Source organism: Klebsiella sp. JN_Kp126 (assembly GCF_033843325.1).
GTDB lineage: Bacteria > Pseudomonadota > Gammaproteobacteria > Enterobacterales > Enterobacteriaceae > Klebsiella > Klebsiella michiganensis.
Window position 1 is genome coordinate 1 of the sequence record NZ_JAWXQV010000086.1, and the last position, 23153, is coordinate 23153.

The 23153-nt window shown below is 57.2% G+C and carries 23 protein-coding genes and 1 pseudogene; 14 read left to right on the top strand and 10 right to left on the bottom strand.

What is annotated here, in order from left to right:
* Together SIK97_RS21780 and SIK97_RS21785 are read left to right on the top strand one after the other, a co-directional pair.
* Positions 1 to 123 (top strand): hypothetical protein (locus SIK97_RS21780; protein ID WP_224119073.1); only part of this gene is annotated, 123 nt, incomplete at its 5' end.
* Positions 124 to 126: 3 nt separating this feature from the next.
* Positions 127 to 528, top strand: a pseudogene (locus SIK97_RS21785) (glycoside hydrolase family 88 protein); the annotation flags it as partial.
* A gap of 120 nt (positions 529 to 648) precedes the next feature.
* On the opposite strand, the gene argS reads toward SIK97_RS21785, so the two are convergent.
* Positions 649 to 2382, bottom strand: a complete 1734-nt coding sequence (gene argS, locus SIK97_RS21790) for an arginine--tRNA ligase (RefSeq protein ID WP_025106115.1) — start codon at positions 2380 to 2382, stop codon at positions 649 to 651.
* A 229-nt stretch (positions 2383 to 2611) separates the two neighbouring features.
* Between argS and SIK97_RS21795 the strand changes: the two genes are divergently transcribed.
* Together SIK97_RS21795 and cutC are read left to right on the top strand one after the other, a co-directional pair.
* Complete coding sequence (locus SIK97_RS21795; protein WP_014838837.1) at positions 2612 to 3181, top strand: VOC family protein; 570 nt, start codon at positions 2612 to 2614, stop codon at positions 3179 to 3181.
* 76 nt (positions 3182 to 3257) lie between these two features.
* Positions 3258 to 4001 carry a copper homeostasis protein CutC gene (cutC, locus tag SIK97_RS21800; RefSeq protein WP_047723530.1) on the top strand — a complete coding sequence of 248 codons (744 nt, stop codon included), beginning with the start codon at positions 3258 to 3260 and terminating at the stop codon, positions 3999 to 4001.
* 223 nt (positions 4002 to 4224) lie between these two features.
* Here the strand turns inward: cutC and cmoB are convergent, their stop codons facing one another.
* Genes cmoB through SIK97_RS21825 form a run of 5 tightly spaced genes read right to left on the bottom strand, consistent with a single transcriptional unit; the run spans position 4225 to position 7857 of the window.
* Entirely contained in the window at positions 4225 to 5247 is a 1023-nt protein-coding gene (gene cmoB, locus SIK97_RS21805; RefSeq protein WP_004852151.1) for a tRNA 5-methoxyuridine(34)/uridine 5-oxyacetic acid(34) synthase CmoB, read from the bottom strand.
* Positions 5244 to 5987, bottom strand: coding sequence for a carboxy-S-adenosyl-L-methionine synthase CmoA (gene cmoA, locus SIK97_RS21810; protein ID WP_009652021.1), 744 nt, complete (start codon positions 5985 to 5987; stop codon positions 5244 to 5246). Before cmoA ends, cmoB begins: the two co-directional genes overlap by 4 nt.
* Before the next feature lie 39 nt (positions 5988 to 6026).
* On the bottom strand, positions 6027 to 6422 hold the full coding sequence (locus SIK97_RS21815; RefSeq protein WP_025106117.1) for an MAPEG family protein: 396 nt from the start codon (positions 6420 to 6422) through the stop codon (positions 6027 to 6029).
* Between the two features lie 53 nt (positions 6423 to 6475).
* The gene (locus SIK97_RS21820) at positions 6476 to 7294 is read right to left on the bottom strand and encodes a DUF72 domain-containing protein (RefSeq protein ID WP_047723532.1); all 819 of its coding nucleotides are present in this window, start codon (positions 7292 to 7294) and stop codon (positions 6476 to 6478) included.
* Complete coding sequence (locus tag SIK97_RS21825; protein WP_046878055.1) at positions 7291 to 7857, bottom strand: hydrolase; 567 nt, start codon at positions 7855 to 7857, stop codon at positions 7291 to 7293. The genes SIK97_RS21820 and SIK97_RS21825 overlap by 4 nt, the downstream gene beginning before the upstream one ends.
* Before the next feature lie 268 nt (positions 7858 to 8125).
* Here SIK97_RS21825 and aspS point away from each other — a divergent pair, with 268 nt between their 5' ends.
* The 6 genes from aspS to ruvB all read left to right on the top strand — a co-directional run bounded on the left by aspS (position 8126) and on the right by ruvB (position 13517).
* Positions 8126 to 9913: an aspartate--tRNA ligase gene (gene aspS, locus SIK97_RS21830; protein WP_047723535.1), complete on the top strand. Its 1788-nt coding sequence runs from the start codon at positions 8126 to 8128 to the stop codon at positions 9911 to 9913.
* A 1-nt stretch (position 9914) separates the two neighbouring features.
* Positions 9915 to 10358 (top strand): dihydroneopterin triphosphate diphosphatase, encoded by a 444-nt coding sequence (gene nudB, locus SIK97_RS21835; protein WP_004852138.1) that lies wholly within the window; start codon positions 9915 to 9917, stop codon positions 10356 to 10358.
* Positions 10359 to 10388: 30 nt separating this feature from the next.
* Positions 10389 to 11129 carry a YebC/PmpR family DNA-binding transcriptional regulator gene (locus SIK97_RS21840; RefSeq protein WP_004122063.1) on the top strand — a complete coding sequence of 247 codons (741 nt, stop codon included), beginning with the start codon at positions 10389 to 10391 and terminating at the stop codon, positions 11127 to 11129.
* Between the two features lie 154 nt (positions 11130 to 11283).
* Positions 11284 to 11805 (top strand): crossover junction endodeoxyribonuclease RuvC, encoded by a 522-nt coding sequence (gene ruvC, locus SIK97_RS21845; protein ID WP_014229855.1) that lies wholly within the window; start codon positions 11284 to 11286, stop codon positions 11803 to 11805.
* Positions 11806 to 11886: 81 nt separating this feature from the next.
* Positions 11887 to 12498 carry a Holliday junction branch migration protein RuvA gene (gene ruvA, locus SIK97_RS21850; protein ID WP_004103390.1) on the top strand — a complete coding sequence of 204 codons (612 nt, stop codon included), beginning with the start codon at positions 11887 to 11889 and terminating at the stop codon, positions 12496 to 12498.
* Between the two features lie 8 nt (positions 12499 to 12506).
* Positions 12507 to 13517 (top strand): Holliday junction branch migration DNA helicase RuvB, encoded by a 1011-nt coding sequence (gene ruvB, locus SIK97_RS21855; RefSeq protein ID WP_004852130.1) that lies wholly within the window; start codon positions 12507 to 12509, stop codon positions 13515 to 13517.
* Between the two features lie 208 nt (positions 13518 to 13725).
* Here ruvB and znuB read toward each other — a convergent pair whose 3' ends face one another.
* Together znuB and znuC are read right to left on the bottom strand one after the other, a co-directional pair.
* On the bottom strand, positions 13726 to 14511 hold the full coding sequence (znuB, locus tag SIK97_RS21860; RefSeq protein WP_014229854.1) for a zinc ABC transporter permease subunit ZnuB: 786 nt from the start codon (positions 14509 to 14511) through the stop codon (positions 13726 to 13728).
* Positions 14511 to 15263, bottom strand: coding sequence for a zinc ABC transporter ATP-binding protein ZnuC (znuC, locus tag SIK97_RS21865; protein ID WP_014229853.1), 753 nt, complete (start codon positions 15261 to 15263; stop codon positions 14511 to 14513). The genes znuB and znuC overlap by 1 nt, the downstream gene beginning before the upstream one ends.
* Positions 15264 to 15341: 78 nt before the next feature.
* Here znuC and znuA point away from each other — a divergent pair, with 78 nt between their 5' ends.
* The 3 genes from znuA (at position 15342) to lpxM (ending at position 18716) form a co-directional block, all read left to right on the top strand.
* Positions 15342 to 16286, top strand: coding sequence for a zinc ABC transporter substrate-binding protein ZnuA (gene znuA / locus SIK97_RS21870; protein ID WP_004852123.1), 945 nt, complete (start codon positions 15342 to 15344; stop codon positions 16284 to 16286).
* Positions 16287 to 16301: 15 nt separating this feature from the next.
* Positions 16302 to 17624, top strand: coding sequence for a murein DD-endopeptidase MepM (gene mepM, locus SIK97_RS21875; protein ID WP_057173088.1), 1323 nt, complete (start codon positions 16302 to 16304; stop codon positions 17622 to 17624).
* A gap of 117 nt (positions 17625 to 17741) precedes the next feature.
* Positions 17742 to 18716 carry a lauroyl-Kdo(2)-lipid IV(A) myristoyltransferase gene (gene lpxM, locus SIK97_RS21880; RefSeq protein ID WP_047723542.1) on the top strand — a complete coding sequence of 325 codons (975 nt, stop codon included), beginning with the start codon at positions 17742 to 17744 and terminating at the stop codon, positions 18714 to 18716.
* Positions 18717 to 18785: 69 nt separating this feature from the next.
* Here the strand turns inward: lpxM and pyk are convergent, their stop codons facing one another.
* A complete protein-coding gene (gene pyk / locus SIK97_RS21885; protein WP_047723544.1) occupies positions 18786 to 20228 on the bottom strand; it encodes a pyruvate kinase in 1443 nt (480 codons plus the stop codon).
* 125 nt (positions 20229 to 20353) lie between these two features.
* Positions 20354 to 21259, bottom strand: coding sequence for a MurR/RpiR family transcriptional regulator (locus tag SIK97_RS21890; RefSeq protein WP_161505349.1), 906 nt, complete (start codon positions 21257 to 21259; stop codon positions 20354 to 20356).
* 325 nt (positions 21260 to 21584) lie between these two features.
* Between SIK97_RS21890 and zwf the strand changes: the two genes are divergently transcribed.
* Positions 21585 to 23060 (top strand): glucose-6-phosphate dehydrogenase, encoded by a 1476-nt coding sequence (zwf, locus tag SIK97_RS21895; RefSeq protein ID WP_004122041.1) that lies wholly within the window; start codon positions 21585 to 21587, stop codon positions 23058 to 23060.
* The last annotated feature ends 93 nt before the right edge of the window (positions 23061 to 23153 follow it).

Below are 23153 nucleotides of genomic sequence, written 5' to 3' on the forward strand. Positions count from 1 at the left end.
CGCTTAGGCATGGAAGTTTTGCGGCATTCTGGCTACACAATAACAAGGGAAGACTCACTCGTGGCTGCAACCCTGCTTACTCAAAATCTATTCACACATGGTTACGTTTTGGGGAAATTATGAGGGGATCTCTCAGAGAACAGCGCGGTACGGCGTTATCTGGTGCAGGTGCTGAATGCGCAGATTGCGGCGCTGGCCCGCTGTCAGGACGATAGCGGCCTGTGGCATACGCTGCTTGACGATCCTGACTCCTATCTGGAAGCGTCGGCGACCGCCGGTTTTGCTTATGGGATCCTCAAAGCGGTGCGCAAGCGCTACGTGAGCCAGGCGTATGCGGAGGTTGCGGAAAAAGCGATTCGCGGCATCGTGCAGAATATCTCAGCGCAAGGGGAGCTGCTGCAAACGTCGTTCGGTACCGGCATGGGTTCGAATCTGGATTTTTATCGCGACATTCCGCTGACGTCGATGCCGTATGGCCAGGCGATGGCGATCCTGTGCCTGACGGAGTATCTGCGGAAGTATTTCTGAGAAGGTCGGAATTTCCCCGGTGGCGCTTACGCTTACCGGGGATACAATGATGCTGCAGGTCTGATGAGCGTGGCGCCATCAGGCGTTATAAACCAAACCCGGCTTTCGCCGGGTTTGGTTTTACATCCGTTCTACGGTTTCGATACCCAGGGTATCCAGACCCAGCTTCAGCGTTTTCGCCGTCAGCAGCGCCAGCTTCAGGCGGCTGTTGCGCGTCTCTTCGCTTTCGGCGCTCAGGATCGGGCAGTGCTCGTAGAAGCCGGAGAACAGACCCGCCAGATCGTACAGGTAAGAACACATCACGTGCGGCGTGCCTTCACGCGCGACGACCGTCAGGGTTTCTTCAAACTGCAGCAGACGGGCCGCCAGCTGGGCTTCGCGCTCTTCGGTGATGACCACCGGCGCCGCCGCCAGCGCGCTTTCATCGATATCCGCTTTGCGGAACACGGAGAGCACGCGGGTATAGGCATACTGCATATAAGGCGCGGTATTGCCCTCAAAGGCCAGCATGTTGTCCCAGTCAAAGATGTAGTCGGTGGTGCGGTTTTTAGACAAGTCGGCATATTTCACCGCGCCGATCCCGACCGCGTTCGCCAGTTTTTCCAGCTCATCGGCGGGCATCTCCGGGTTTTTCTCCGCCACCAGACGGCGCGCGCGCTCCAGCGCTTCGTCCAGCAGGTCGGCGAGCTTCACGGTACCGCCGGCGCGGGTTTTAAACGGTTTGCCATCTTTGCCGAGCATCATGCCGAACATGTGGTGCTCCAGCGGGACGGAATCCGGCACGTAGCCGGCTTTACGCACGATGGTCCACGCCTGCATCAGGTGCTGGTGCTGGCGAGAGTCGATGTAGTAAAGCACGCGGTCAGCATGCAAATTTTCGTAGCGGTATTTTGCGCAGGCGATATCGGTGGTGGTGTAGAGATAGCCGCCATCCTTCTTCTGGATGATAACGCCCATCGGTTCGCCTTCCTTGTTTTTGTACTCATCAAGGAACACCACGGTCGCGCCTTCGCTTTCTACCGCCAGACCTTTGGCTTTCAGATCGGCAACGATACCCGGCAGCATCGGGTTATAGAGGCTTTCACCCATCACGTCGTCGCGGGTCAGGGTAACGTTGAGGCGGTTATAGGTTAACTGGTTTTGCGACATGGTGATGTCGACCAGCTTGCGCCACATTTCGCGGAAGTACTCGTCGCCGCCCTGCAGCTTAACGACATAGCTGCGCGCGCGCTCGGCGAAGGCTTCATCTTCATCGTAGTGTTTTTTCGCTTCGCGATAGAAACCTTCGAGGTCGGCCAGCGCCATTTCACCGGCGTTTTCCTGCTGCTGTTTTTCCAGGTACGCGATGAGCATGCCGAACTGGGTGCCCCAGTCGCCCACGTGGTTAGCGCGGATCACTTTATGGCCGAGAAACTCCAGCGTACGCACCGCGGCGTCGCCAATAATGGTGGAGCGCAGATGGCCTACGTGCATCTCTTTCGCCACGTTCGGCGCGGAGTAATCGACGACCACCGTCTGCGCCTGCGGCTGAGCCACGCCCAGACGTTCCGATTTCAGCGCGCTGCTGACGTTTTCCGCGAGGAAGGCCGGATCGAGGAAAATATTAATAAAGCCAGGGCCGGCGATCTCTACCTTATTGGCAATCCCGCTCAGATCGAGATGAGACAGTACCTGCTCTGCAAGTTGTCGCGGCGCCATGCCCAGTTTTTTGGCAACGGCCATCACGCCGTTGGCCTGATAGTCGCCGAACTGGACTTTTGCTGACTGGCGGACCTGAGGTTCGCAATCGGCAGACGCGCCTGCCGCGATCAGGGCCTGACTGACTTTTTCTGAGAGAAGAGCCTGAATATTCACCGAAACACCTTACGTTAACACGCCGTCACCCTGATGGGGCGGCGCGGGAATGTGGACAAATTAGGGCAGGAGTATACTGCATTTGCACCCACGCGTCAGCACCGCGCGGAGGTTGCTGAGCCTCGCGCTCAACGAATAACCGTTCGCGGGACGCTGCCGGCGATTGCCGGTTGGTTGGTCGCGGAAAACGCGATAGATTAGCGCTTTTTAGCGAGTACCGAGGCTTACGATGGCGAACTGGCAGCAGATAGATGAACTGAACGATATTTCCGCGGACCTGCCGCGCTTTACCGAGGCGCTGAACGCGCTTGCTCACCGGCTCGGTCTCGATATTACGCCCCATGACGCCGACCATATTTCCCTGCGCTGTCACCAGAACGCTACGGCGGAGCGCTGGCGTCGCGGCTTTGAACAATGCGCTACTCTGCTGTCGGAAAATGTCATTAACGGTCGACCCATCTGCCTGTTCAGGCTGGATGAGCCGGTGGTCGTAGCGCACTGGCGTTTTAGCATCGTTGAACTGCCGTGGCCGGGCGAAAAGCGCTATCCGCATGAAGGCTGGGAGCATATTGAAATCGTTCTGCCGGGCGATCCTGAAACGCTCAATACCCGCGCGCTGGCGCTGCTTTCCGATGAAGGGCTGGGCCAGCCGGGCATTTTTGTGAAGACCAGCGCGCCGAAAGGAGAGCGTGAGCGTTTACCGAATCCGACCCTGGCGGTAACGGATGGCAAAGTGACGATCAAATTTCACCCGTGGTCGATTGAGCAAATTGTCGCCAGCGAACACGCTGAACGATAACAGTGTGAAGCGACGCGGCGTCTGCCGGAAGAAATCGTGACATTCTGTAGTGCCTGCCCTATCGACGGAGAGAAGAATGACCTTACTGGAAGTCTGTTGTTACAGCATGGAGTGCGCGCTGGAGGCCCAGCGCCGGGGCGCCGATCGCATCGAGCTATGCGCCGCGCCGCAGGAGGGAGGGCTGACGCCTTCGCTGGGGGGACTGAAATCGGTGCGTGAAGCGGTGACCATTCCCGTTCATCCGATTATTCGCCCGCGCGGCGGTGATTTTTGCTATACCGCCGGCGAATTTGCCGCGATGCTTGATGATGTGGCCGCGGTGAAGGATCTCGGTTTTCCCGGCATGGTGATCGGCGTTCTGGACGCCGACGGTCGGGTGGATAGGGCGCGAATGAAAAAAATAATGGCGGCGGCGGGAACCCTGGCCGTCACCTTTCATCGGGCCTTTGATATGTGCGCCGACCCGCGCCAGGCCAGCGCTGAGCTGGCTGAACTCGGCGTTCAGCGTATCCTGACTTCGGGCCAGCAGTCTTCAGCCGAAAAAGGAATTTCATTAATCAGGGAACTTATTTCCCAAAGCGATACTCCTATTATTATGGCCGGTGCAGGCGTCCGCGCCGCCAACCTGCCGCTATTTTTGCAGGCAGGGGTAAAAGAGGTGCATACCTCGGCAGGCCAGTGGTTACCGTCCCCGATGCGCTTTCGCAATCCCGGACTGTCGATGTCTACGGATGCCGAAGCAGATGAATACTTACGCTACGCCGTCAATGGCGAAGCGGTAGCGGAAATGAAGAAGATTATTTCCGCACAGAGAGATTAAGACCCTAAATAATTCGAGTTGCGAGAAGGCGGCGACGCAGGGGATCCACAGGAGCTTACTCAAGTAAGTGACTGGGGTGAGCGAGGAAAGCCAACGCACATGCAACTTGAAGTATGACGGGGATAAACCGTTTTTTGCTGCACATCATGTCGCCCAATATGATGATTGCCCGTACCAGGCCCCTGCCCATTAAACAGGGGCCTTTTTTTATCCTGAAAACGCGTTAGCCAGGCTGCTTGTCGGCCCGCTTTTTCGCCGCCAGCGACTGTTCTGTTTCCGGTTTGGTGGCAATAAGCACCGCGCGCAGCGGGGCAGGGTAGCCTTCGCGGGTTTTGCTGCTATCCTGCGGATCGAGGAAGTCGGCCAGAGACTCGGTGGTCATCCACTCGGTGCGGCGCTGCTCTTCGGTGGACGTCACGCACGCGTCGACGATGCGTACATCGATAAATCCGCATTTCTCCAGCCACTGCTTTAGCGCGGCGGCAGAAGGGATAAAGTAGACGTTGCGCATCTGCGCATAGCGATCGCCCGGCACCAGCACGGTATTTTCGTCGCCCTCGACGACCAGCGTCTCCAGCACCAGTTCGCCGCCGGGAACCAGCTGATCTTTGAGCTGCCACAGGTGATCGAGCGGGGAGCGGCGGTGGTACAGCACGCCCATCGAAAAGACGGTATCAAAGGCGTTCAGCGCCGGAAGCTGCTCAATGCCCAGCGGCAGCAGATGCGCGCGCTGATCGTTGCCCAACAGTTTTCGCACCGCTTCAAACTGGCAAAGGAACAGCTGGGTGGGATCGATGCCTACCGCCAGACGAGCCCCGGCGCCAATCATCCGCCACATGTGGTATCCGCTGCCGCAGCCGACATCAAGGATGGTACGTCCGGTGAGGTCGGAAAGGTGCGGCAGTACGCGTTCCCACTTCCAGTCGGAACGCCATTCGGTGTCGATATTCACGCCGTAAAGCGACCAGGGCCCTTTACGCCACGGCATCAGATTCTTCAGCAGGTTTTCAATCCGCAGACGCTGACCGTCGCCCAGCGGCGTTTCGCTCTCCGCGGTGACGCTATGCAGCAGATCCAGTCGGTAGGGCGAAAACTCGGGCAGAAACTCGACGGCCCGCTCCCATTCCCGGTATTTCCCGTGCAGCGCGTCACGCTGCCAGGCCGCCACCTGGGCGGGCAGCGTCTCCAGCCAGTGCGACAGCGGGCTTTTGGCAATTAACTGATAAAAGTTGCTGAAATCAATCATGCCTGGTCCCCGGATTTTACGGCGATTAACGATCCGAAGTTAAAGCACTGGAACCACAGTTCGGCATGTTCGAAACCGGCCTTGCGCAGGCGCGCTTTGTGGGTTTCGACGGAATCGGTGAGCATCACGTTTTCCAGCATGCTGCGCTTTTGGCTGATTTCCAGCTCGCTATAGCCGTTGGCGCGTTTGAAATCATGATGCATGTTGAACAGCAGTTCGCCGACGTTGTCATCTTCGAAGCTGAATTTTTCCGACAGCACCAGCGCGCCGCCCGGATTGAGTCCCTGATAGACCTTATCAAGAATGGCCTGGCGTTCGCCCGGTTCGAGAAACTGGATGGTGAAGTTCAGCACCACCATCGAGGCGTTTTCTATCGTGACGTGGCGAATATCGCCTTCAATCACTTCGACCGGCGTCGGCGCCTTATAGGCATCAATATGGCGACGGCAGCGTTCGACCATGGCCGGCGAATTATCAACGGCGATGATTTTGCAGCCGGCATGCGCAATATTGCGGCGCACGGACAGCGTGGCTGCGCCAAGCGAGCAGCCGAGATCGTAAACCTGGGTATCCGGCTGAACGAAACGTTCCGCCAGCATGCCGATCATAGAAATGATATTGGAATAGCCGGGAACAGAGCGCTGGATCATATCCGGGAAGACTTCAGCAACCCGTTCATCAAAGGTCCAGTCGCCGAGGCTGGCAATCGGCGCGGAAAAAAGCGTATCGCGGTGAGACATAACGTTAAACCCGAAAAATCGAAAACGGCGTATTGTGCGCTAACGGACGGAGAAAACCAACTCCCAGGGCATATACCAGAAGTTCGCCAGCACCATCAGCAACAACGAACACCACGTCGCGCTCATGCCGGAACGACGCCAGCGGTAGAGACGATGATGAAAGCCATAGGAGTGCATCAGGCGCCCGGCGATCAGTAAAATACCGCAGACGTGGACCATCCAGGTCTGCGCGCCGTTCATTTCCATAAACAGCAGCAGAATCAGGCCAATGGGAATATATTCCACCGCGTTTCCGTGCACGCGTATAGCAACCTGCAGTTCGCTAAAACCGCCGTCGCCGTAGCCAACGCGATATTGCGTCCTCAGTCGTACAACGTCCCAGGAAAACTTAATAAGCAATAACGCACCTAAAACCGCATACAGCGCGCTGACCATACTCAAAACTCCCTTTTATCGCTTCCGGTGGCTCAATTGAGGATAGCAGGATATCAGAAAAGAGAGGTTTGCTGCGGAATTGAAGGTGCCACCCCTATTTCCGGTAGGGCGGCGCGCAGATCGCTCCACAGGGTGTCGACCAGTTCCGGCGCCTGGGCGATATCCGGGGTATGGAGGAACAGGTACGGCGTGGTTGTCTGCGCCCATTTTGGCAGCGTGCGTAACCACACGCTAAACAGCTCACGATTTTGCGCCATGTCATCGCTGCCGATAAAACGCACCATCGGATGGTGGGCCGTCACCAGCGCATGGACGGGGACTTTTGGCTTCTTTCTTTGCGCGTCGAGCATCGCCGGGCTGCGGGCGACGGCGCTATGAACCGGACGGCTATCCAGGATGACGCGGTTGACGTTTCGCTGATGCAGCCCGCGATTGAGCTGCTGTTCCGCTTCCTCTTTGGCGAAAAACTCCGGATGCCTTACCTCAACGCCGTAGCTAAATGCGCGCGGCAGGCTGTCGAGGAACTGCCAGAGCGCGGGAAGATCCCGAGGGCCGAACGTGGCCGGCAGCTGCAGCCAGTATTGGCCAATGCGCGATGACAGCGGCGCCAGGCGGGTGAAAAACTCGTGGCTTAAGTCGTCGCAGTTGCGCAGCGATGCCTGGTGCGAAATGGTGGCCGGAAACTTGAAGCAGAAGCGAAAATCATCGTGGGTTTGTTCATACCAGCGGCTGACAATCTCAGCTTTTGGTAAAGCGTACAGGGTCGTGTTGCCCTCCACGCAGTTAAAATGGCGGGCATACTCTTCAAGGCTGGTGATACCCAGGCGCACCCACTTCGGGTGCGCCCATTGGGGAAGCCCAATATAGATCATAACGCGGCAAGTACCTCCTCGGTACTGCGTACGCGGGCAATACGCGGGAAGATGTGCGTCATGCTGCCCTGATGCTGTTCAGCCGTTGCTGCGCTGCAGGCGTCTTCAACGAGAATCAGATTGAAGCCCAGCTCCCAGGCGTTGCGCGCCGTCGATTCGACGCCGATATTGGTTGAGATACCGCACAGGATAATCGTATCGATACCGCGACGGCGAAGCTGCAGCTCCAGGTCGGTGCCGTAAAAGGCTCCCCACTGGCGTTTGGTGACTTCGATGTCGCTCTCCTGTTTTCCCAGCGCCAGCGGATAGGTCCACCAGTTTTCCGGTAGCGTATGGGCGCCTGCCTGGGCATCGACCGGCTGCTTCAGCGCTTCGGCGAAATCCGCCGACCAGCCAACGCGAACCATGACCACCGGGGAACCCTGCTGGCGGCACTTTTTGGCCAGACTCGCGGCGCGCTCAACCACGTCGTCAGCCCGATGCGGGCCGCCGGCAAACGGTAAAATGCCTTCCTGCAGGTCTATAACCACCAGCGCGGTTTTTTTTGCATTGAGTTCTAACATGATATCCCCGTATCTTCTTCTGTTGTCAGGTCGCTACAATACCGTTGCCGATCTCGCCCGAGGGTAACAAATTTTGTTAATTTTTGTGAGTACAAGCAATAAGCGCTCAGCAAAGCAACGCTGCGCGCTGCGCCGGGCTTATCGTGCGCCATAATTTCCAGTATAATAGCCGCCTTTTTTCATTCAGTTGTGACATCAGCTAAAGCTGCGACCTCGTCGCCTGCAAGACAGGCAACAATCCGCCTGCGGCTAAGTTAAGGGATATCTCATGCGTACAGAATATTGCGGGCAGCTTCGTCTGTCCCACGTAGGGCAGCAAGTGACTCTGTGTGGTTGGGTCAACCGTCGTCGTGATCTCGGTAGCCTTATCTTTATCGATATGCGTGACCGCGAAGGCATCGTACAGGTGTTTTTCGATCCGGATCGTGCCGACGCATTGAAGCTGGCCTCTGAACTGCGTAATGAGTTCTGCATCCAGGTCACCGGTACCGTGCGCGCGCGTGACGAAAAAAACATCAATAGCGATATGGCCACCGGTGCCATCGAAGTGCTGGCATCGGATCTGACGATTATCAACCGCGCTGAAGCGCTGCCGCTGGACTCCAACCACGTCAATACCGAAGAAGCGCGTCTGAAATATCGCTACCTGGACCTGCGTCGTCCGGAAATGGCGCAGCGCCTGAAGACCCGTGCGAAAATCACCAGCCTGGTGCGCCGCTTTATGGATGACCACGGTTTCCTCGACATCGAAACGCCGATGCTGACCAAAGCCACGCCGGAAGGCGCGCGCGACTACCTGGTCCCATCCCGCGTGCATAAAGGGAAATTCTACGCGCTGCCGCAGTCTCCACAGCTGTTCAAGCAGCTGCTGATGATGTCCGGTTTTGACCGCTACTATCAGATCGTTAAATGCTTCCGCGACGAAGACCTGCGTGCCGACCGTCAGCCGGAATTTACCCAGATCGATGTGGAAACCTCCTTCATGACCGCCGGGCAGGTGCGCGAAGTCATGGAAGCGCTGGTGCGCAACCTGTGGCAGGAAGTGAAGGGCGTGGATCTGGGCGATTTCCCGATCATGACCTTCGCCGAAGCCGAGCGCCGCTATGGTTCTGACAAACCAGACCTGCGTAACCCGATGGAGCTGGTGGACGTCGCCGATCTGGTGAAAGCGGTGGAATTCGCCGTCTTCGCCGGCCCGGCTAACGACGCCAAAGGGCGCGTTGCCGCGCTGCGCGTACCGGGCGGCGCTGCGCTGACCCGTAAGCAAATCGACGAATACGGTAAGTTTGTCCAGATCTACGGCGCGAAAGGGCTGGCCTATATAAAAGTAACCGAGCGGGCGAAAGGCCTTGAAGGCATCAACAGCCCGGTGGCTAAATTCCTCAACGCCGACATCGTTGAAGCGATCCTTGAGCGCACCGGCGCGCAGGATGGCGATATGATCTTCTTCGGCGCGGATAACAAAAAAGTGGTCGCCGACGCGCTGGGCGCTCTGCGTCTGAAGCTGGGCAAAGACCTGAACCTGACCGACGAAGACAAATGGGCGCCGCTGTGGGTTATCGACTTCCCGATGTTTGAAGACGACGGCGAAGGCGGCCTGACCGCGATGCACCATCCGTTCACCTCGCCGAAAGACATGTCCGCCGCCGAGCTGAAAACCGCGCCGGAAGACGCGGTGGCCAACGCCTACGATATGGTCATCAACGGCTATGAAGTGGGCGGCGGTTCCGTGCGTATTCACAGCGGTGAGATGCAGCAGACCGTGTTCGGCATCCTGGGCATTAACGAGCAGGAGCAGCGCGAGAAGTTTGGCTTCCTGCTGGACGCGCTGAAATACGGTACCCCGCCGCACGCGGGCCTGGCTTTTGGCCTCGACCGTTTGACCATGCTGCTGACCGGTACCGATAATATCCGTGACGTTATCGCCTTCCCGAAAACGACCGCAGCCGCTTGCCTGATGACTGAAGCGCCAAGCTTCGCTAACCCGGCATCGCTGAGCGAACTCGGTATTCAGGTGGTGGCGAAAGAGGCAAAAGAGTCTCTGGAGAATAAGTAAGATGTCATTCAAGCTCCCCGTTTCCGTACTGGTGGTGATTTACGCCGAAGATACGAAGCGGGTGCTGATGTTGCAGCGGCGCGACGATCCCGCGTTCTGGCAGTCGGTTACCGGCAGCCTGGAAGAGGGAGAAACCGCGCCGCAGGCTGCCGCGCGTGAAGTTATGGAAGAGGTCGCCATCGATGTTGCCTGCGAGCAGCTGGCTTTGGTTGATTGTCAGCGTACGGTAGAATTCGAGATATTTTCTCATTTACGTCATCGCTATGCGCCGGGCGTTGAGCGCAATACGGAGTTTTGGTTCCGTCTCGCGCTCCCCCATGAACGCCAGATTGTCTTTACGGAACATCTGGACTATCGCTGGGTTGACGCGGCGGAAGCCGCCACGTTGACCAAGTCCTGGAGCAACCGGCAGGCGATTGAAGAATTTGTAATTAACGCCGCCTGAAAGGGCGCGCTTTTTTTTGGAGAGTTTTTTATGGCAGGTCATAGTAAATGGGCCAACACCAAGCACCGCAAAGCGGCACAGGATGCCAAGCGCGGTAAGATCTTTACGAAAATTATTCGCGAGCTGGTCACCGCCGCGCGTCTGGGCGGCGGCGATGCGGGCTCTAACCCGCGTCTGCGCGCGGCAATCGACAAAGCGCTGAGCAACAACATGACCCGCGACACCCTGAACCGCGCTATCGCGCGCGGCGTCGGCGGCGATGATGATGCGAACATGGAAACCATCATCTATGAAGGTTACGGTCCTGGCGGCACGGCGGTAATGGTTGAATGTCTGTCCGACAACCGCAACCGTACCGTGGCGGAAGTACGTCATGCCTTCACCAAAACCGGCGGTAACCTGGGGACCGACGGTTCCGTTTCCTACCTCTTCAGCAAAAAAGGCGTTATCTCCTTCGAGAAAGGCGACGAAGATGCGATCATGGAAGCGGCGCTGGAAGCGGGCGCGGAAGACGTTGTGACCTATGACGACGGCGCGATTGACGTTTATACCGCCTGGGAAGAGATGGGCGCGGTACGCGATGCGCTGGAAGCCGCCGGCCTGAAAGCGGACGCCGCTGAAGTCTCGATGATCCCGTCAACCAAAGCGGATATGGACGCGGAAACTGCGCCGAAACTGCTGCGTCTGATCGATATGCTGGAAGATTGCGACGACGTGCAGGAAGTTTATCACAACGGCGAGATCTCTGATGAGGTCGCCGCAACCCTGTGATATCCGTAATCTTTCAGCCCACAGCGGTGTTGGCTCTCCTCGCTTACCCCGGTCACGCAGTGAATCTACGCTCCCGGGGATGCGCTGCGTGGCCGCCTGGCTGTGAACTGAAATCTTTAGGGGCTCACGGGTTAGTTATGACCGGAGGCGCGTGATGGCCATTATTCTCGGCATTGACCCGGGGTCGCGCGTCACTGGTTATGGCGTCATCCGCCAGGTTGGACGCCAGCTGAGCTACCTGGGCAGCGGCTGTATTCGCACGAAAGTGGATGATTTACCGTCTCGCCTGAAGCTTATCTATGCGGGCGTGACGGAAATTATCACCCAGTTCCAGCCGGACTACTTCGCCATCGAACAAGTGTTTATGGCAAAGAACGCCGACTCGGCGCTGAAGCTCGGCCAGGCGCGCGGCGTGGCGATTGTCGCGGCGACGAATCAGGACCTGCCGGTCTTTGAGTACGCCGCCAGGCAGGTAAAGCAGACCGTTGTCGGCATCGGCAGCGCGGAAAAGAGCCAGGTGCAGCACATGGTGCGCACGTTGCTTAAGCTGCCGGCTAACCCGCAGGCGGATGCGGCAGATGCTTTAGCCATCGCCATCACCCATTGCCACGTCAGCCAGAACGCGGCTCAGATCGGCGAAAGCCGCCTGAACCTGGCGCGCGGACGCTTACGATAACCTGAAATCAGGCTGGATATCTATCCAGCCTTTTTTTATGATACCGCATTAGACTTTCGGCCCTTAATCCAGGAGCTCCATGTGATAGGCAGACTCAGAGGCATCATTCTCGAAAAACAACCCCCGCTGGTTTTACTTGAAACGGGAGGCGTAGGCTATGAGGTTCATCTGCCGATGACCTGCTTCTATGAGCTGCCGGACGTGGGTAAAGAGGCGATCATTTTCACCCACTTTATCGTCCGTGAAGATGCACAGCTGCTGTATGGCTTTAACAACAAGCAGGAGCGCACGCTGTTTAAAGAGCTGATTAAAACTAACGGCGTCGGTCCGAAGCTGGCGCTGGCGATCCTTTCCGGCATGTCGGCGCAGCAGTTTGTCAATGCCGTTGAGCGCGAGGAGCTGGCGGCGCTGGTGAAGCTGCCGGGTATCGGCAAGAAAACCGCGGAACGTCTGATTGTCGAGATGAAAGACCGCTTCAAAGGACTGCACGGCGATCTGTTCACGCCGGCAGCGGATCTGGTCCTGACGTCGCCGGCCGGCCCGTCTGACGATGATGCTGAACAGGAAGCGGTTGCCGCGCTGGTGGCGCTGGGCTATAAACCTCAGGAGGCCAGCCGGATGGTCAGCAAAATCGTACGCCCGGATGCCAACAGTGAAACGCTAATTCGCGAAGCGCTCCGCGCCGCGTTGTGAGGTAAGGGATGATTGAAGCAGACAGGCTGGTATCGGCGGACAGCAGCGGTTTTGAAGAGGCGGCCGATCGCGCAATTCGTCCTAAATTGCTGCAAGAGTACGTGGGCCAGCCGCACGTCCGTTCGCAAATGGAGATCTTTATCCAGGCGGCGAAGCTGCGCGGCGACGCGCTCGATCACCTGCTGATTTTTGGCCCGCCGGGGCTGGGGAAAACCACCCTGGCAAACATCGTCGCCAACGAGATGGGCGTTAACCTGCGCACCACCTCCGGCCCGGTGCTGGAGAAGGCGGGCGATCTGGCGGCGATGCTGACCAATCTTGAGCCCCACGACGTTCTGTTTATCGACGAGATCCACCGCCTGTCGCCGGTGGTCGAAGAAGTCCTGTATCCGGCAATGGAAGATTATCAGCTGGATATCATGATTGGCGAAGGGCCCGCGGCGCGTTCGATAAAAATCGATCTGCCGCCGTTTACCCTGATTGGCGCGACGACTCGCGCCGGCTCGCTGACATCACCTCTACGCGACCGTTTTGGCATCGTTCAGCGCCTGGAGTTCTACCAGATCCCGGACCTGCAGCATATTGTCAGCCGCAGCGCCCGCTATATGGGACTGGAGATGAGCGAAGAGGGGGCTCTGGAGGTCGCGCGCCGCGCGCGCGGTACGCCGCGAATCGCCAACCGTCTGCTGCGCAGGGTGCGTGACTTTGCCGAGGTTCGCTACGACGGGCGTATCTCTGAGGAGATTGCCGCTCAGGCGCTGGATATGCTCAACGTGGATGCCGAAGGCTTTGATTATATGGACCGTAAGCTGCTGCTGGCGGTCATCGATAAATTCTTTGGCGGGCCGGTCGGCCTGGATAACCTGGCGGCGGCCATCGGTGAAGAGCGGGAAACCATTGAAGACGTGCTGGAGCCATATCTGATCCAGCAGGGCTTTTTACAGCGTACGCCGCGCGGGCGAATGGCGACGGTACGGGCCTGGACCCACTTCGGCATTACGCCGCCGGAAATGCCGTAATCGTTGTCCGGCTATAAAACGGCAGACTGCAGAGGCCAGTAGCCCGGCTAAGCGGAGCGCAAGCCGGGGAAATAGCTGAAGCGGTATTGCGGTTTGATGTCCCGGCTTGCGGCGTGAACGCCTTAGCCGGGCTACAACGTCCGCAGACGGCCATGAGCCCATAGCCGTCTGCCGAGTTTTGATGACGGCTGACGCGGGCGCATAAGCGTCAGGCGGCCGGTTTCTTGCTCATGCTGAAAATAAACAGCAGCGCGGCGCACAGCACCACGGAAGGCCCCGCCGGCGTGTCGTAGAACGCGGAGAAGGTCAATCCTCCGGTAACCGCAATCATTCCAACGCCAACCGCCACTCCCGCCATTTGCTCCGGCGTACGGGCAAAGCGGCGGGCCGTGGCGGCGGGAATAATCAACAGCGACGTGATAATCAGCGCCCCGACGAACTTCATCGCCACGCCGATGGTCAGCGCGGTCACCAGCATCAATAGCAGCTTGACCCGCTGAAGCTTAACGCCATCAACAAACGCCAGGTCCGGGCTAATGGTCATCGACAGCAGGTTGCGCCATTGCCAGAGCAGGATCGCCAGCACGATAACCACGCCAATCGCAATGGAGATCAAATCTTCCGGCGTCACCGCCAGCAGATCGCCGAACAGATAGGCCATCAGATCGACGCGCACGTTTGACATCAGGCTGACCACCACCAGGCCCAGCGACAGCGCGCTGTGCGCCATGATGCCGAGTAGCGTGTCTACCGCCAGGTGGGGGCGTTTCTCCAGCCACACCAGGCCGCCCGCCAGCAGCAGCGTCACCGCGATGACCGCATAGAACGGATTGACGTTGAGCAGTAAACCAAAAGCCACGCCGAGCAGAGAGGCGTGGGCCAGGGTATCACCGAAGTAGGACATCCGGCGCCAGACGACGAACGATCCCAGCGGACCCGCCGCACAGGCGAGCATCATTCCGGCCAGCCAGCCGGGGAGCAGTAATTCAATCATTAACGGTCATTTCCCCGACGCAGTACAATCCGCCCCTGCAGGTCGTGGCGGTGGTTATGATGATGGCGATAGATCCCTAGCTGTTCCGCGCCGCGCTGGCCGAACATCGAGATAAATTCCGGGTGCATAGAGACCACTTCCGGCGCGCCGGAGCAGCAAATATGCTGATTCAGGCACAGCACTTCGTCGGTTTTGGCCATTACCAGATGCAGGTCATGAGAAACCATCAGTACGGCGCAATCAAGCTCCTGGCGCAGCTGGTTAATCAGATCGTAAAGCGCCACCTGACCGTTGACGTCAACGCCCTGCGTCGGCTCGTCGAGCACCAGCAGCTGCGGCTGATTGAGCAGCGCCCGCGCCAGCAGTACCCGCTGGGTCTCTCCGCCGGAAAGCTTCTGCATAGGGGCGTCGATCAGATGCCCGGCCTGCACGCGCTTAAGCGCTGGCAGAATGTCGCGTTTGTGCGTTCCCGGACGTAAAAGCATAAAGCGGCTGACGGTCAGCGGCAGGGTAGCATCAAGGTGCAACTTTTGCGGCACATAGCCGATCCGCAGATGCCCGTCGCGTTTGATAATCCCTTCCGAGGGTGCTACCAGCCCCAGAACCACTCTCACGAGGGTCGATTTACCGGCGCCGTTCGGCCCCAGTAAGGTTAAAATTTTGCCCGGCTTTAGCGTTAGCGAAATGTCAGACAGCACGCGCCTTTGGCCATAAACGACCGCGACGTTTTCCAGAGTTACAAGATTTGTCATATCAAATTAGAGGTTGCACAAGCCAGTGAATGTTATAATATCACATCTTTCTCATTCTATACGATGATTAGACGCATTATGTTACATAAAAATACGCTTCTTTGCGCTGGACTTAGCGCCGCTTTTTTGTTCGCCCATGCGCCGTTGGCCAGCGCCGCGGTTGTCACTTCCCTTAAGCCACTGGGCTTTATCGCTTCCGCTATCGCGGATGGGGTGACACAGACGCAGGTACTGCTGCCGGACGGGGCCTCGGAGCATGACTATTCGCTGCGGCCATCGGATGCAAAACGCTTACAGAACGCAGACTTAGTGGTCTGGATTGGTCCAGAGATGGAGGCGTTTATGGATAAGTCAACGCAAAGCATTGCGCCGAACAAAAAGGTGACGATTGCCGAGCTTGACGGCGTGAAACCGTTACTCATGAAAGGCACCGACGACGACGACGACCATCACGGTCACGACCATGGCGCCGGGGAAAATAGTGACGACGATCACCATCACGGCATCTATAACATGCATCTGTGGCTTTCCCCAGAGATAGCGCGCCTTTCGGCGGTTGCAATCCACGATAAATTATTGGAACTTATGCCGCAGAGTCGAGCCAAACTTGACGCCAACCTGAAGGATTTTGAGGCAAAATTAGCCGCAACCGACAAGCAGGTTGGGACCGAGCTGGCACCGCTGAAAGGGAAGGGATATTTCGTTTTTCATGACGCCTACGGCTACTTTGAAAAACATTACGGTTTGACCCCTCTGGGCCATTTTACTGTCAACCCTGAAATCCAGCCTGGTGCGCAGCGTTTACACGAAATCAGAACACAGCTGGTTGAGCAAAAAGCAACTTGCGTTTTTGCTGAGCCACAGTTCAGGCCAGCGGTCATCGAAGCTGTTGCCAGGGGAACGTCCGTGCGCATGGGAACCCTGGATCCACTTGGAATCGGAATTAAGCTGGGTAAAGAGAGTTACCCGCAATTCCTGAGCCAGATGGCGAATCAGTATTCCAGCTGCCTGAAAGGAGAATAACGAGGAAGTGAATACGTGCAACAGATAGCCCGCGCTGTCACTCAGGCATTTAACAATCTGCCACGACCTCACCGCGTTATGCTGGGGTCGCTTAGCGTTCTTACCTTAGCGGTCGCCGTCTGGCGACCCTACATCTACCACCATCCCGAAACGGCTCCCATCTCCAGAACCATTGAGCTGGAACAAAGCGAAATTCGTTCGCTGCTGCCAGAGGCTTCGGAACCCATCGATCAGGCGCCTCAGGAAGAAGAAGCTATCCCTCAGGACGAGCTGGATGATAAAGCGGACAGCGATTCCGGCGGCCATGAATATGTGGTGTCGACCGGCGATACGCTCAGCAGCATTCTTAATCAGTACGGTATTGATATGGGCGATATCGCCCGGCTCTCCTCGGCGGATAAAGAGCTGCGTAATTTGAAAATCGGCCAACAGCTCTCCTGGACCCTGACGGCGGACGGTGACCTGCAAAGCCTGACCTGGGAGATGTCGCGCCGCGAAACCCGCACCTATGACCGGGTTGCAAACGGTTTCAAAATGAGCAGCGAGCTGCAAAAAGGCGACTGGGTCAATAACGTACTGAAAGGTACCGTGGGCGGCAGCTTTGTCGCCAGCGCTCGCGATGCCGGCCTGACCAGCACCGAAATTAGCGCGGTGATCAAAGCCATGCAGTGGCAGATGGACTTCCGTAAGCTGAAAAAAGGCGATGAGTTTTCCGTACTGATGTCGCGTGAAATGCTCGACGGTAAGCGCGAGCAAAGCCAGCTGCTTGGCGTACGTCTGCGCTCGGAGGGTAAAGACTATTACGCGATCCGCGCTGAGGATGGCAAATTCTACGACCGCAACGGTACCGGCCTGGCGAAGGGGTTCCTGCGCTTCCCGACCGCACGTCAGTTCCGCGTCTCTTCGAACTTTAACCCGCGTCGTCTGAACCCGGTGACCGGCCGCGTCGCGCCGCATCGTGGCGTCGATTTTGCGATGCCGCAGGGTACGCCGGTGCTGTCGGTAGGGGATGGCGAAGTGGTGGTGGCTAAACGTAGCGGTGCGGCAGGTTATTACGTCGCCGTCCGTCATGGTCGCACCTATACCACCCGCTATATGCACCTGCGTAAGCTGCTGGTCAAACCCGGGCAGAAGGTGAAACGCGGCGATCGTATTGCGCTGTCGGGCAACACCGGGCGTTCTACCGGTCCGCATCTGCATTATGAAGTGTGGATCAACCAGCAGGCGGTCAACCCGCTGACGGCGAAACTGCCGCGTACGGAAGGGCTCAGCGGTTCCGACCGTACCGATTATCTGGCGCAGGCAAAACAGGTGATTCCGCAGCTGCGGTTTGAGTAACCTTCCGTCAGTTAAAGCCGGTGCATGCTGTGCGCCGGCTTTTTCTTTTGTACGTTACTCAACGTATCGCTAAACTAACCCATTATCTTTATTGAGCGGAAATTCTGCGGATTGGGCATGGAAACGAAAAAAAATAATATTGAATTTATTCCAAAATTTGAAAAATCCTTTTTGCTACCGCGCTACTGGGGCGCGTGGTTAGGGGTTTTTGCCTTCGCCGGTATCGCTCTGACGCCGGCCTCTTTCCGCGATCCGATTCTCGGCAAAATGGGGCGCTTTGTGGGGCGCCTGGCAAAGAGTTCGCGCCGTCGGGCACAGATTAACCTGCTGTACTGTTTCCCGGAAAAGAGTGAGCAGGAACGAGAAGCCATTATTGATGCAATGTATGCCTCCGCGCCGCAGGCGATGGTCATGATGGCGGAGTTAGGCCTGCGCGACCCGCAGCGCATTCTTTCTCGCGTCGACTGGCAGGGCAAAGAGATCATCGAGGAGATGCAGAGAAACAACGAGAAAGTGATCTTTCTGGTTCCCCATGCCTGGGGCGTGGATATTCCGGCGATGCTGATGGCTTCCGGCGGGCAAAAAATGGCGGCGATGTTCCATAATCAGGGCAATCCGGTATTTGATTACGTCTGGAATACCGTGCGCCGTCGTTTCGGTGGACGTATGCACGCGCGCAACGACGGGATCAAACCGTTTATTCAGTCGGTGCGTCAGGGGTACTGGGGCTACTATCTGCCGGATCAGGATCACGGCGCCGAGCACAGCGAGTTTGTTGATTTCTTTGCCACCTATAAAGCGACGCTCCCGGCGATCGGCCGTTTAATGAAAGTCTGCCGCGCCCGCGTCGTACCGCTGTTCCCGGTCTATGATGGTAAAACGCATCGTCTGACGGTGCTGGTGCGCCCGCCGATGGACGATCTGCTGGAGGCGGACGATAACACTATCGCCCGGCGGATGAACGAAGAGGTGGAAGTGTTCGTGAAGCCGCATACCGAGCAGTACACCTGGATCCTCAAGCTGCTGAAAACGCGCAAGCCGGGTGAAATCGAACCGTACAAGCGCAAAGAGCTGTATCCGAAAAAGAAATAGTCCGCGTTGACGCTGCGGGCAAAAAAATCTGCCGGCAACTGCCGGCAGGTTTTTTTATGGTGCAGCAAATTACTCGACGGTCAGAATGCGGGTGGTGTTGGTGCTACCGATGGTGCTCATCACGTCACCCTGAGTGACGATAACCAGGTCGCCGGTCACCAGATAGCCTTTATCACGCAGCAGCGTTACCGCGTCGTGCGCAGCGGCTACGCCTTCATTGATGCTATCGAAATGCACCGGGGTCACGCCGCGATACAGCGCGGTCAGGTTCAGCGTGCGCTCGTGGCGAGACAGCGCGAAAATCGGCAGGCCGGAGCTGATGCGGGAAGTCATCAGCGCGGTCCGACCGGATTCCGTCATGGTAATGATAGCGGTGACGCCCTTGAGGTGGTTCGCCGCGTACATGGCGGACATCGCAATGGCTTCTTCCACGTTATCGAACTGAATGTCCAGGCGGTGCTTGGAGACGTTGAGGCTGGGGATTTTTTCCGCGCCGAGGCAGACGCGCGCCATCGCGGCAACGGTCTCAGACGGATACTGGCCCGCGGCGGTTTCTGCCGACAGCATCACGGCGTCGGTGCCGTCCAGCACGGCGTTCGCCACGTCCATGACTTCGGCGCGGGTTGGCATCGGGTTGGTGATCATCGACTCCATCATCTGCGTCGCGGTAATGACCGAGCGGTTCAGCTGACGGGCGCGGCGGATCAGCGCCTTCTGGATGCCGACCAGCTCCGGATCGCCGATTTCCACGCCGAGGTCGCCGCGTGCCACCATGACAACGTCGGAGGCGAGGATCACGTCATCCATCGCGTCCTGATCGCATACCGCTTCCGCGCGCTCGACTTTGGCGACGATTTTGGCATCGCAGCCGGCATCGCGCGCCAGGCGACGAGCGTAGTTCAGGTCTTCGCCGCAGCGCGGGAAGGAGACGGCCAGGTAATCGACGCCAATTTTGGCGGCGGTGATGATGTCCGCTTTGTCTTTCTCCGTCAGCGCTTCTGCCGAGAGGCCGCCGCCCAGCTTGTTAATCCCCTTATTGTTGGACAACGGTCCGCCGACGGTGACTTCGGTGAATACCTTCATGCCCTGAACTTCCAGGACCTTCAGCTGTACGCGGCCGTCGTCCAGCAGCAGAATGTCGCCCGGAACCACGTCAGCCGGGAGCCCTTTATAGTCGATGCCGACTTTCTCTTTGTCGCCTTCGCCTTTACCCAGGTTTGCGTCGAGGAGGAATTTATCGCCGATATTGAGGAAAATTTTGCCTTCTTTGAAGGTGGAAACGCGGATTTTCGGCCCCTGTAGGTCACCGAGAATCGCGACATGACGGCCCAGTTTCGCCGCAATCTCACGGACTTTATCCGCACGGATCTGATGATCCTCCGCGGTGCCGTGAGAGAAGTTCATACGTACCACGTTAGCGCCTGCGGCAATAACCTTCTCAAGGTTGTTATCGCGGTCGGTAGCCGGGCCTAAGGTAGTCACGATTTTGGTTCTGCGAAGCCTTCTGGACATGTAATACTCCGTTGACTGAAACAACTTTGGTGTTGCGTGAACATGGATTCGGTAGCGCCGACGAGCAAAGTCGCTATACCGGAACGTTACCGACGGTGTAATAGGATAGTGCTTTGTTTCTACTTTTATTGGTCATTGCTGTGTACGCTGAGCTCTTTATCAAAGCGCGATTCCTTGAGCGCTTCCTTGACCCTCTTCAAGTTATCTCTGAATTTTGCTCCCCGCCGCAGGGTGAAGCCGGTCGCCAGGACATCAATCACCGTCAGCTGCGCTAAGCGGGAGACCATCGGCATATAGATATCGGTATCTTCCGGTACGTCCAGGGTAATCGCCAGCGTTGATTCCCGGGAAAGCGGCGTGCCGGGGGAGGTAATCGCGATCACCATCGCATCGTTTTCGCGGGCCAGCTGAGCCAGCTCCACCAGGCTTTTAGTCCTGCCGGTATGCGAGATAATCACCACCACATCATCGTCATTACAGTTCATACAGCTCATGCGTTGCAGGACGATGTCGTCGGAATAGATCACCGGCACGTTAAAACGGAAAAACTTGTTCATCGCGTCGTGGGCGACGGCGGCCGAAGAGCCCAGGCCAAAAAAGGCGATTTTCTTCGCCTGCGTGAGCAGGTCAACCGCGCGATTGATCGCCGACATGTCGAGAGAATGATGGACCTGATCTAAACTGGCCATGGCTGACTCAAATATCTTTCCCGTATAGGACTCAACGCTGTCGTCTTCATCGACGTTGCGGTTAACATAGAGCGTACCGTGCGCCAGGCTTTGTGCAAGATGCAGTTTGAAATCCGGGAAACCGCGCGTTTCCAGGCTGCGGCAGAAACGGTTAACTGTGGGCTCGCTGACGCCGGCTTCCAGCGCCAGGGCGGCAATACTTGAATGAATGGCCTGCGCGGGGGTAGCAAGGATGACTTCCGCCACTTTGCGTTCAGATTTGCTAAGGTGTTCCAGCCGGGACTGGATTTTTTCCAGCATATTCATGGGTAATCGGGCGCTCATCAATGGAAGCGATTTCATTAATGGGTGAAATCATCAGGCGTTTTAGCAAGAATATACCCCTCCGTAGTCGGAAACGGTGAGGAATGACCTGAAAATATGTTGTTTTTTTTCATTACATGATCAGAGTCGTATTTTACTAACTGATAATCGGTCGAAACAACGAACAATATTAGCCGCATGCCCAAAATCTCAGCCTCTATTTTCCACCCTGTGCGATTTAGCAGCGGGAACGGCCGCTGAGGGTTTCGGGAAATTCGTAAACACAGTACGATGCAGTGAAAGAAAATTACAAATACAACTATAGTCTGGCATAAGCACCGGGCTATCAACTAAGGAGAATGACATGGCGGTAACGCAAACGGCCCAGGCATGCGATCTGGTCATTTTCGGCGCGAAGGGTGACCTGGCGCGACGTAAATTGCTGCCTTCCCTGTATCAGCTTGAAAAAGCGGGTCAGATCCACCCTGACACCCGCATCATCGGCGTCGGTCGCGCCGACTGGGACAAAGACGCTTACACCAAGGTAGTCCGTGAAGCGATGGAAACCTTCATGAAGGAGAAAATCGATGAAGGTTTGTGGGAGACCCTGAGCGGGCGTCTGGATTTTTGTAACCTTGATGTCAACGATACCAAAGCGTTTACCCGCCTGGGCAAAATGCTCGATCAGAAAGAGCGGGTGACCATTAACTATTTCGCCATGCCGCCGAGCACCTTTGGCGCGATTTGCAAAGGTCTGGGTGAAGCGAAGCTGAACGCCAAGCCGGCCCGCGTGGTGATGGAGAAACCGCTGGGTACCTCCCTGGAAACCTCCCGCGAGATCAACGATCGGGTGGGTGAGTTCTTTGAAGAGTGCCAGGTCTACCGTATCGACCACTATCTGGGTAAAGAGACGGTGCTGAACCTGCTGGCGCTGCGCTTTGCCAACTCGCTGTTCGTCAATAACTGGGACAGCCGCACCATCGATCACGTCGAGATCACCGTGGCGGAAGAGGTGGGCATTGAGGGCCGCTGGGGCTACTTCGATCAGGCCGGGCAGATGCGCGACATGATCCAGAACCACCTGCTGCAAATTCTGTGCATGATTGCCATGTCCCCGCCGTCAGATTTGACTGCCGATAGCATCCGCGATGAAAAAGTGAAGGTGCTGAAATCGCTGCGCCGCATTGACCGCACCAACGTGCGTGAAAAAACGGTGCGCGGCCAGTACACCGCCGGTTTTGCCCAGGGCAAAAAAGTGCCGGGCTACCTCGAGGAAGAGGGGGCCAACAAGTCCAGCCATACAGAAACCTTCGTGGCGATCCGCGTGGATATCGACAACTGGCGCTGGGCGGGCGTACCGTTCTACCTGCGTACCGGTAAACGTCTGCCGACCAAGTGTTCCGAAGTCGTGGTTTACTTCAAGACGCCGGAACTGAACCTGTTCAAAGAGACCTGGCAAGAGCTGCCGCAGAATAAGCTGACCATTCGTCTGCAGCCGGATGAAGGGGTGGATATCCAGGTGCTGAACAAAGTTCCCGGACTTGACCACAAGCATAACCTGCAGATCACCAAGTTGGATCTGAGCTACTCGGAAACCTTTAATCAAACCCACCTGGCGGATGCCTATGAGCGCCTGCTGCTGGAAACGATGCGCGGTATCCAGGCGCTGTTCGTCCGTCGTGATGAAGTGGAAGAGGCGTGGAAGTGGGTCGATTCCATCACTGAAGCCTGGGCTGCCGATCGTGATTCGCCGAAACCGTATCAGGCGGGTACCTGGGGGCCGGTTGCCTCCGTGGCGATGATCACCCGCGACGGTCGTTCGTGGAACGAGTTTGAGTAATCGCCAGCTCCTCCGTCAGGGTTATTTTACCGGTAACATGATCTGACGCAGCAAGTCGCGTAATTTTTAATCTTTTAAGCCCCGGAGGATTCA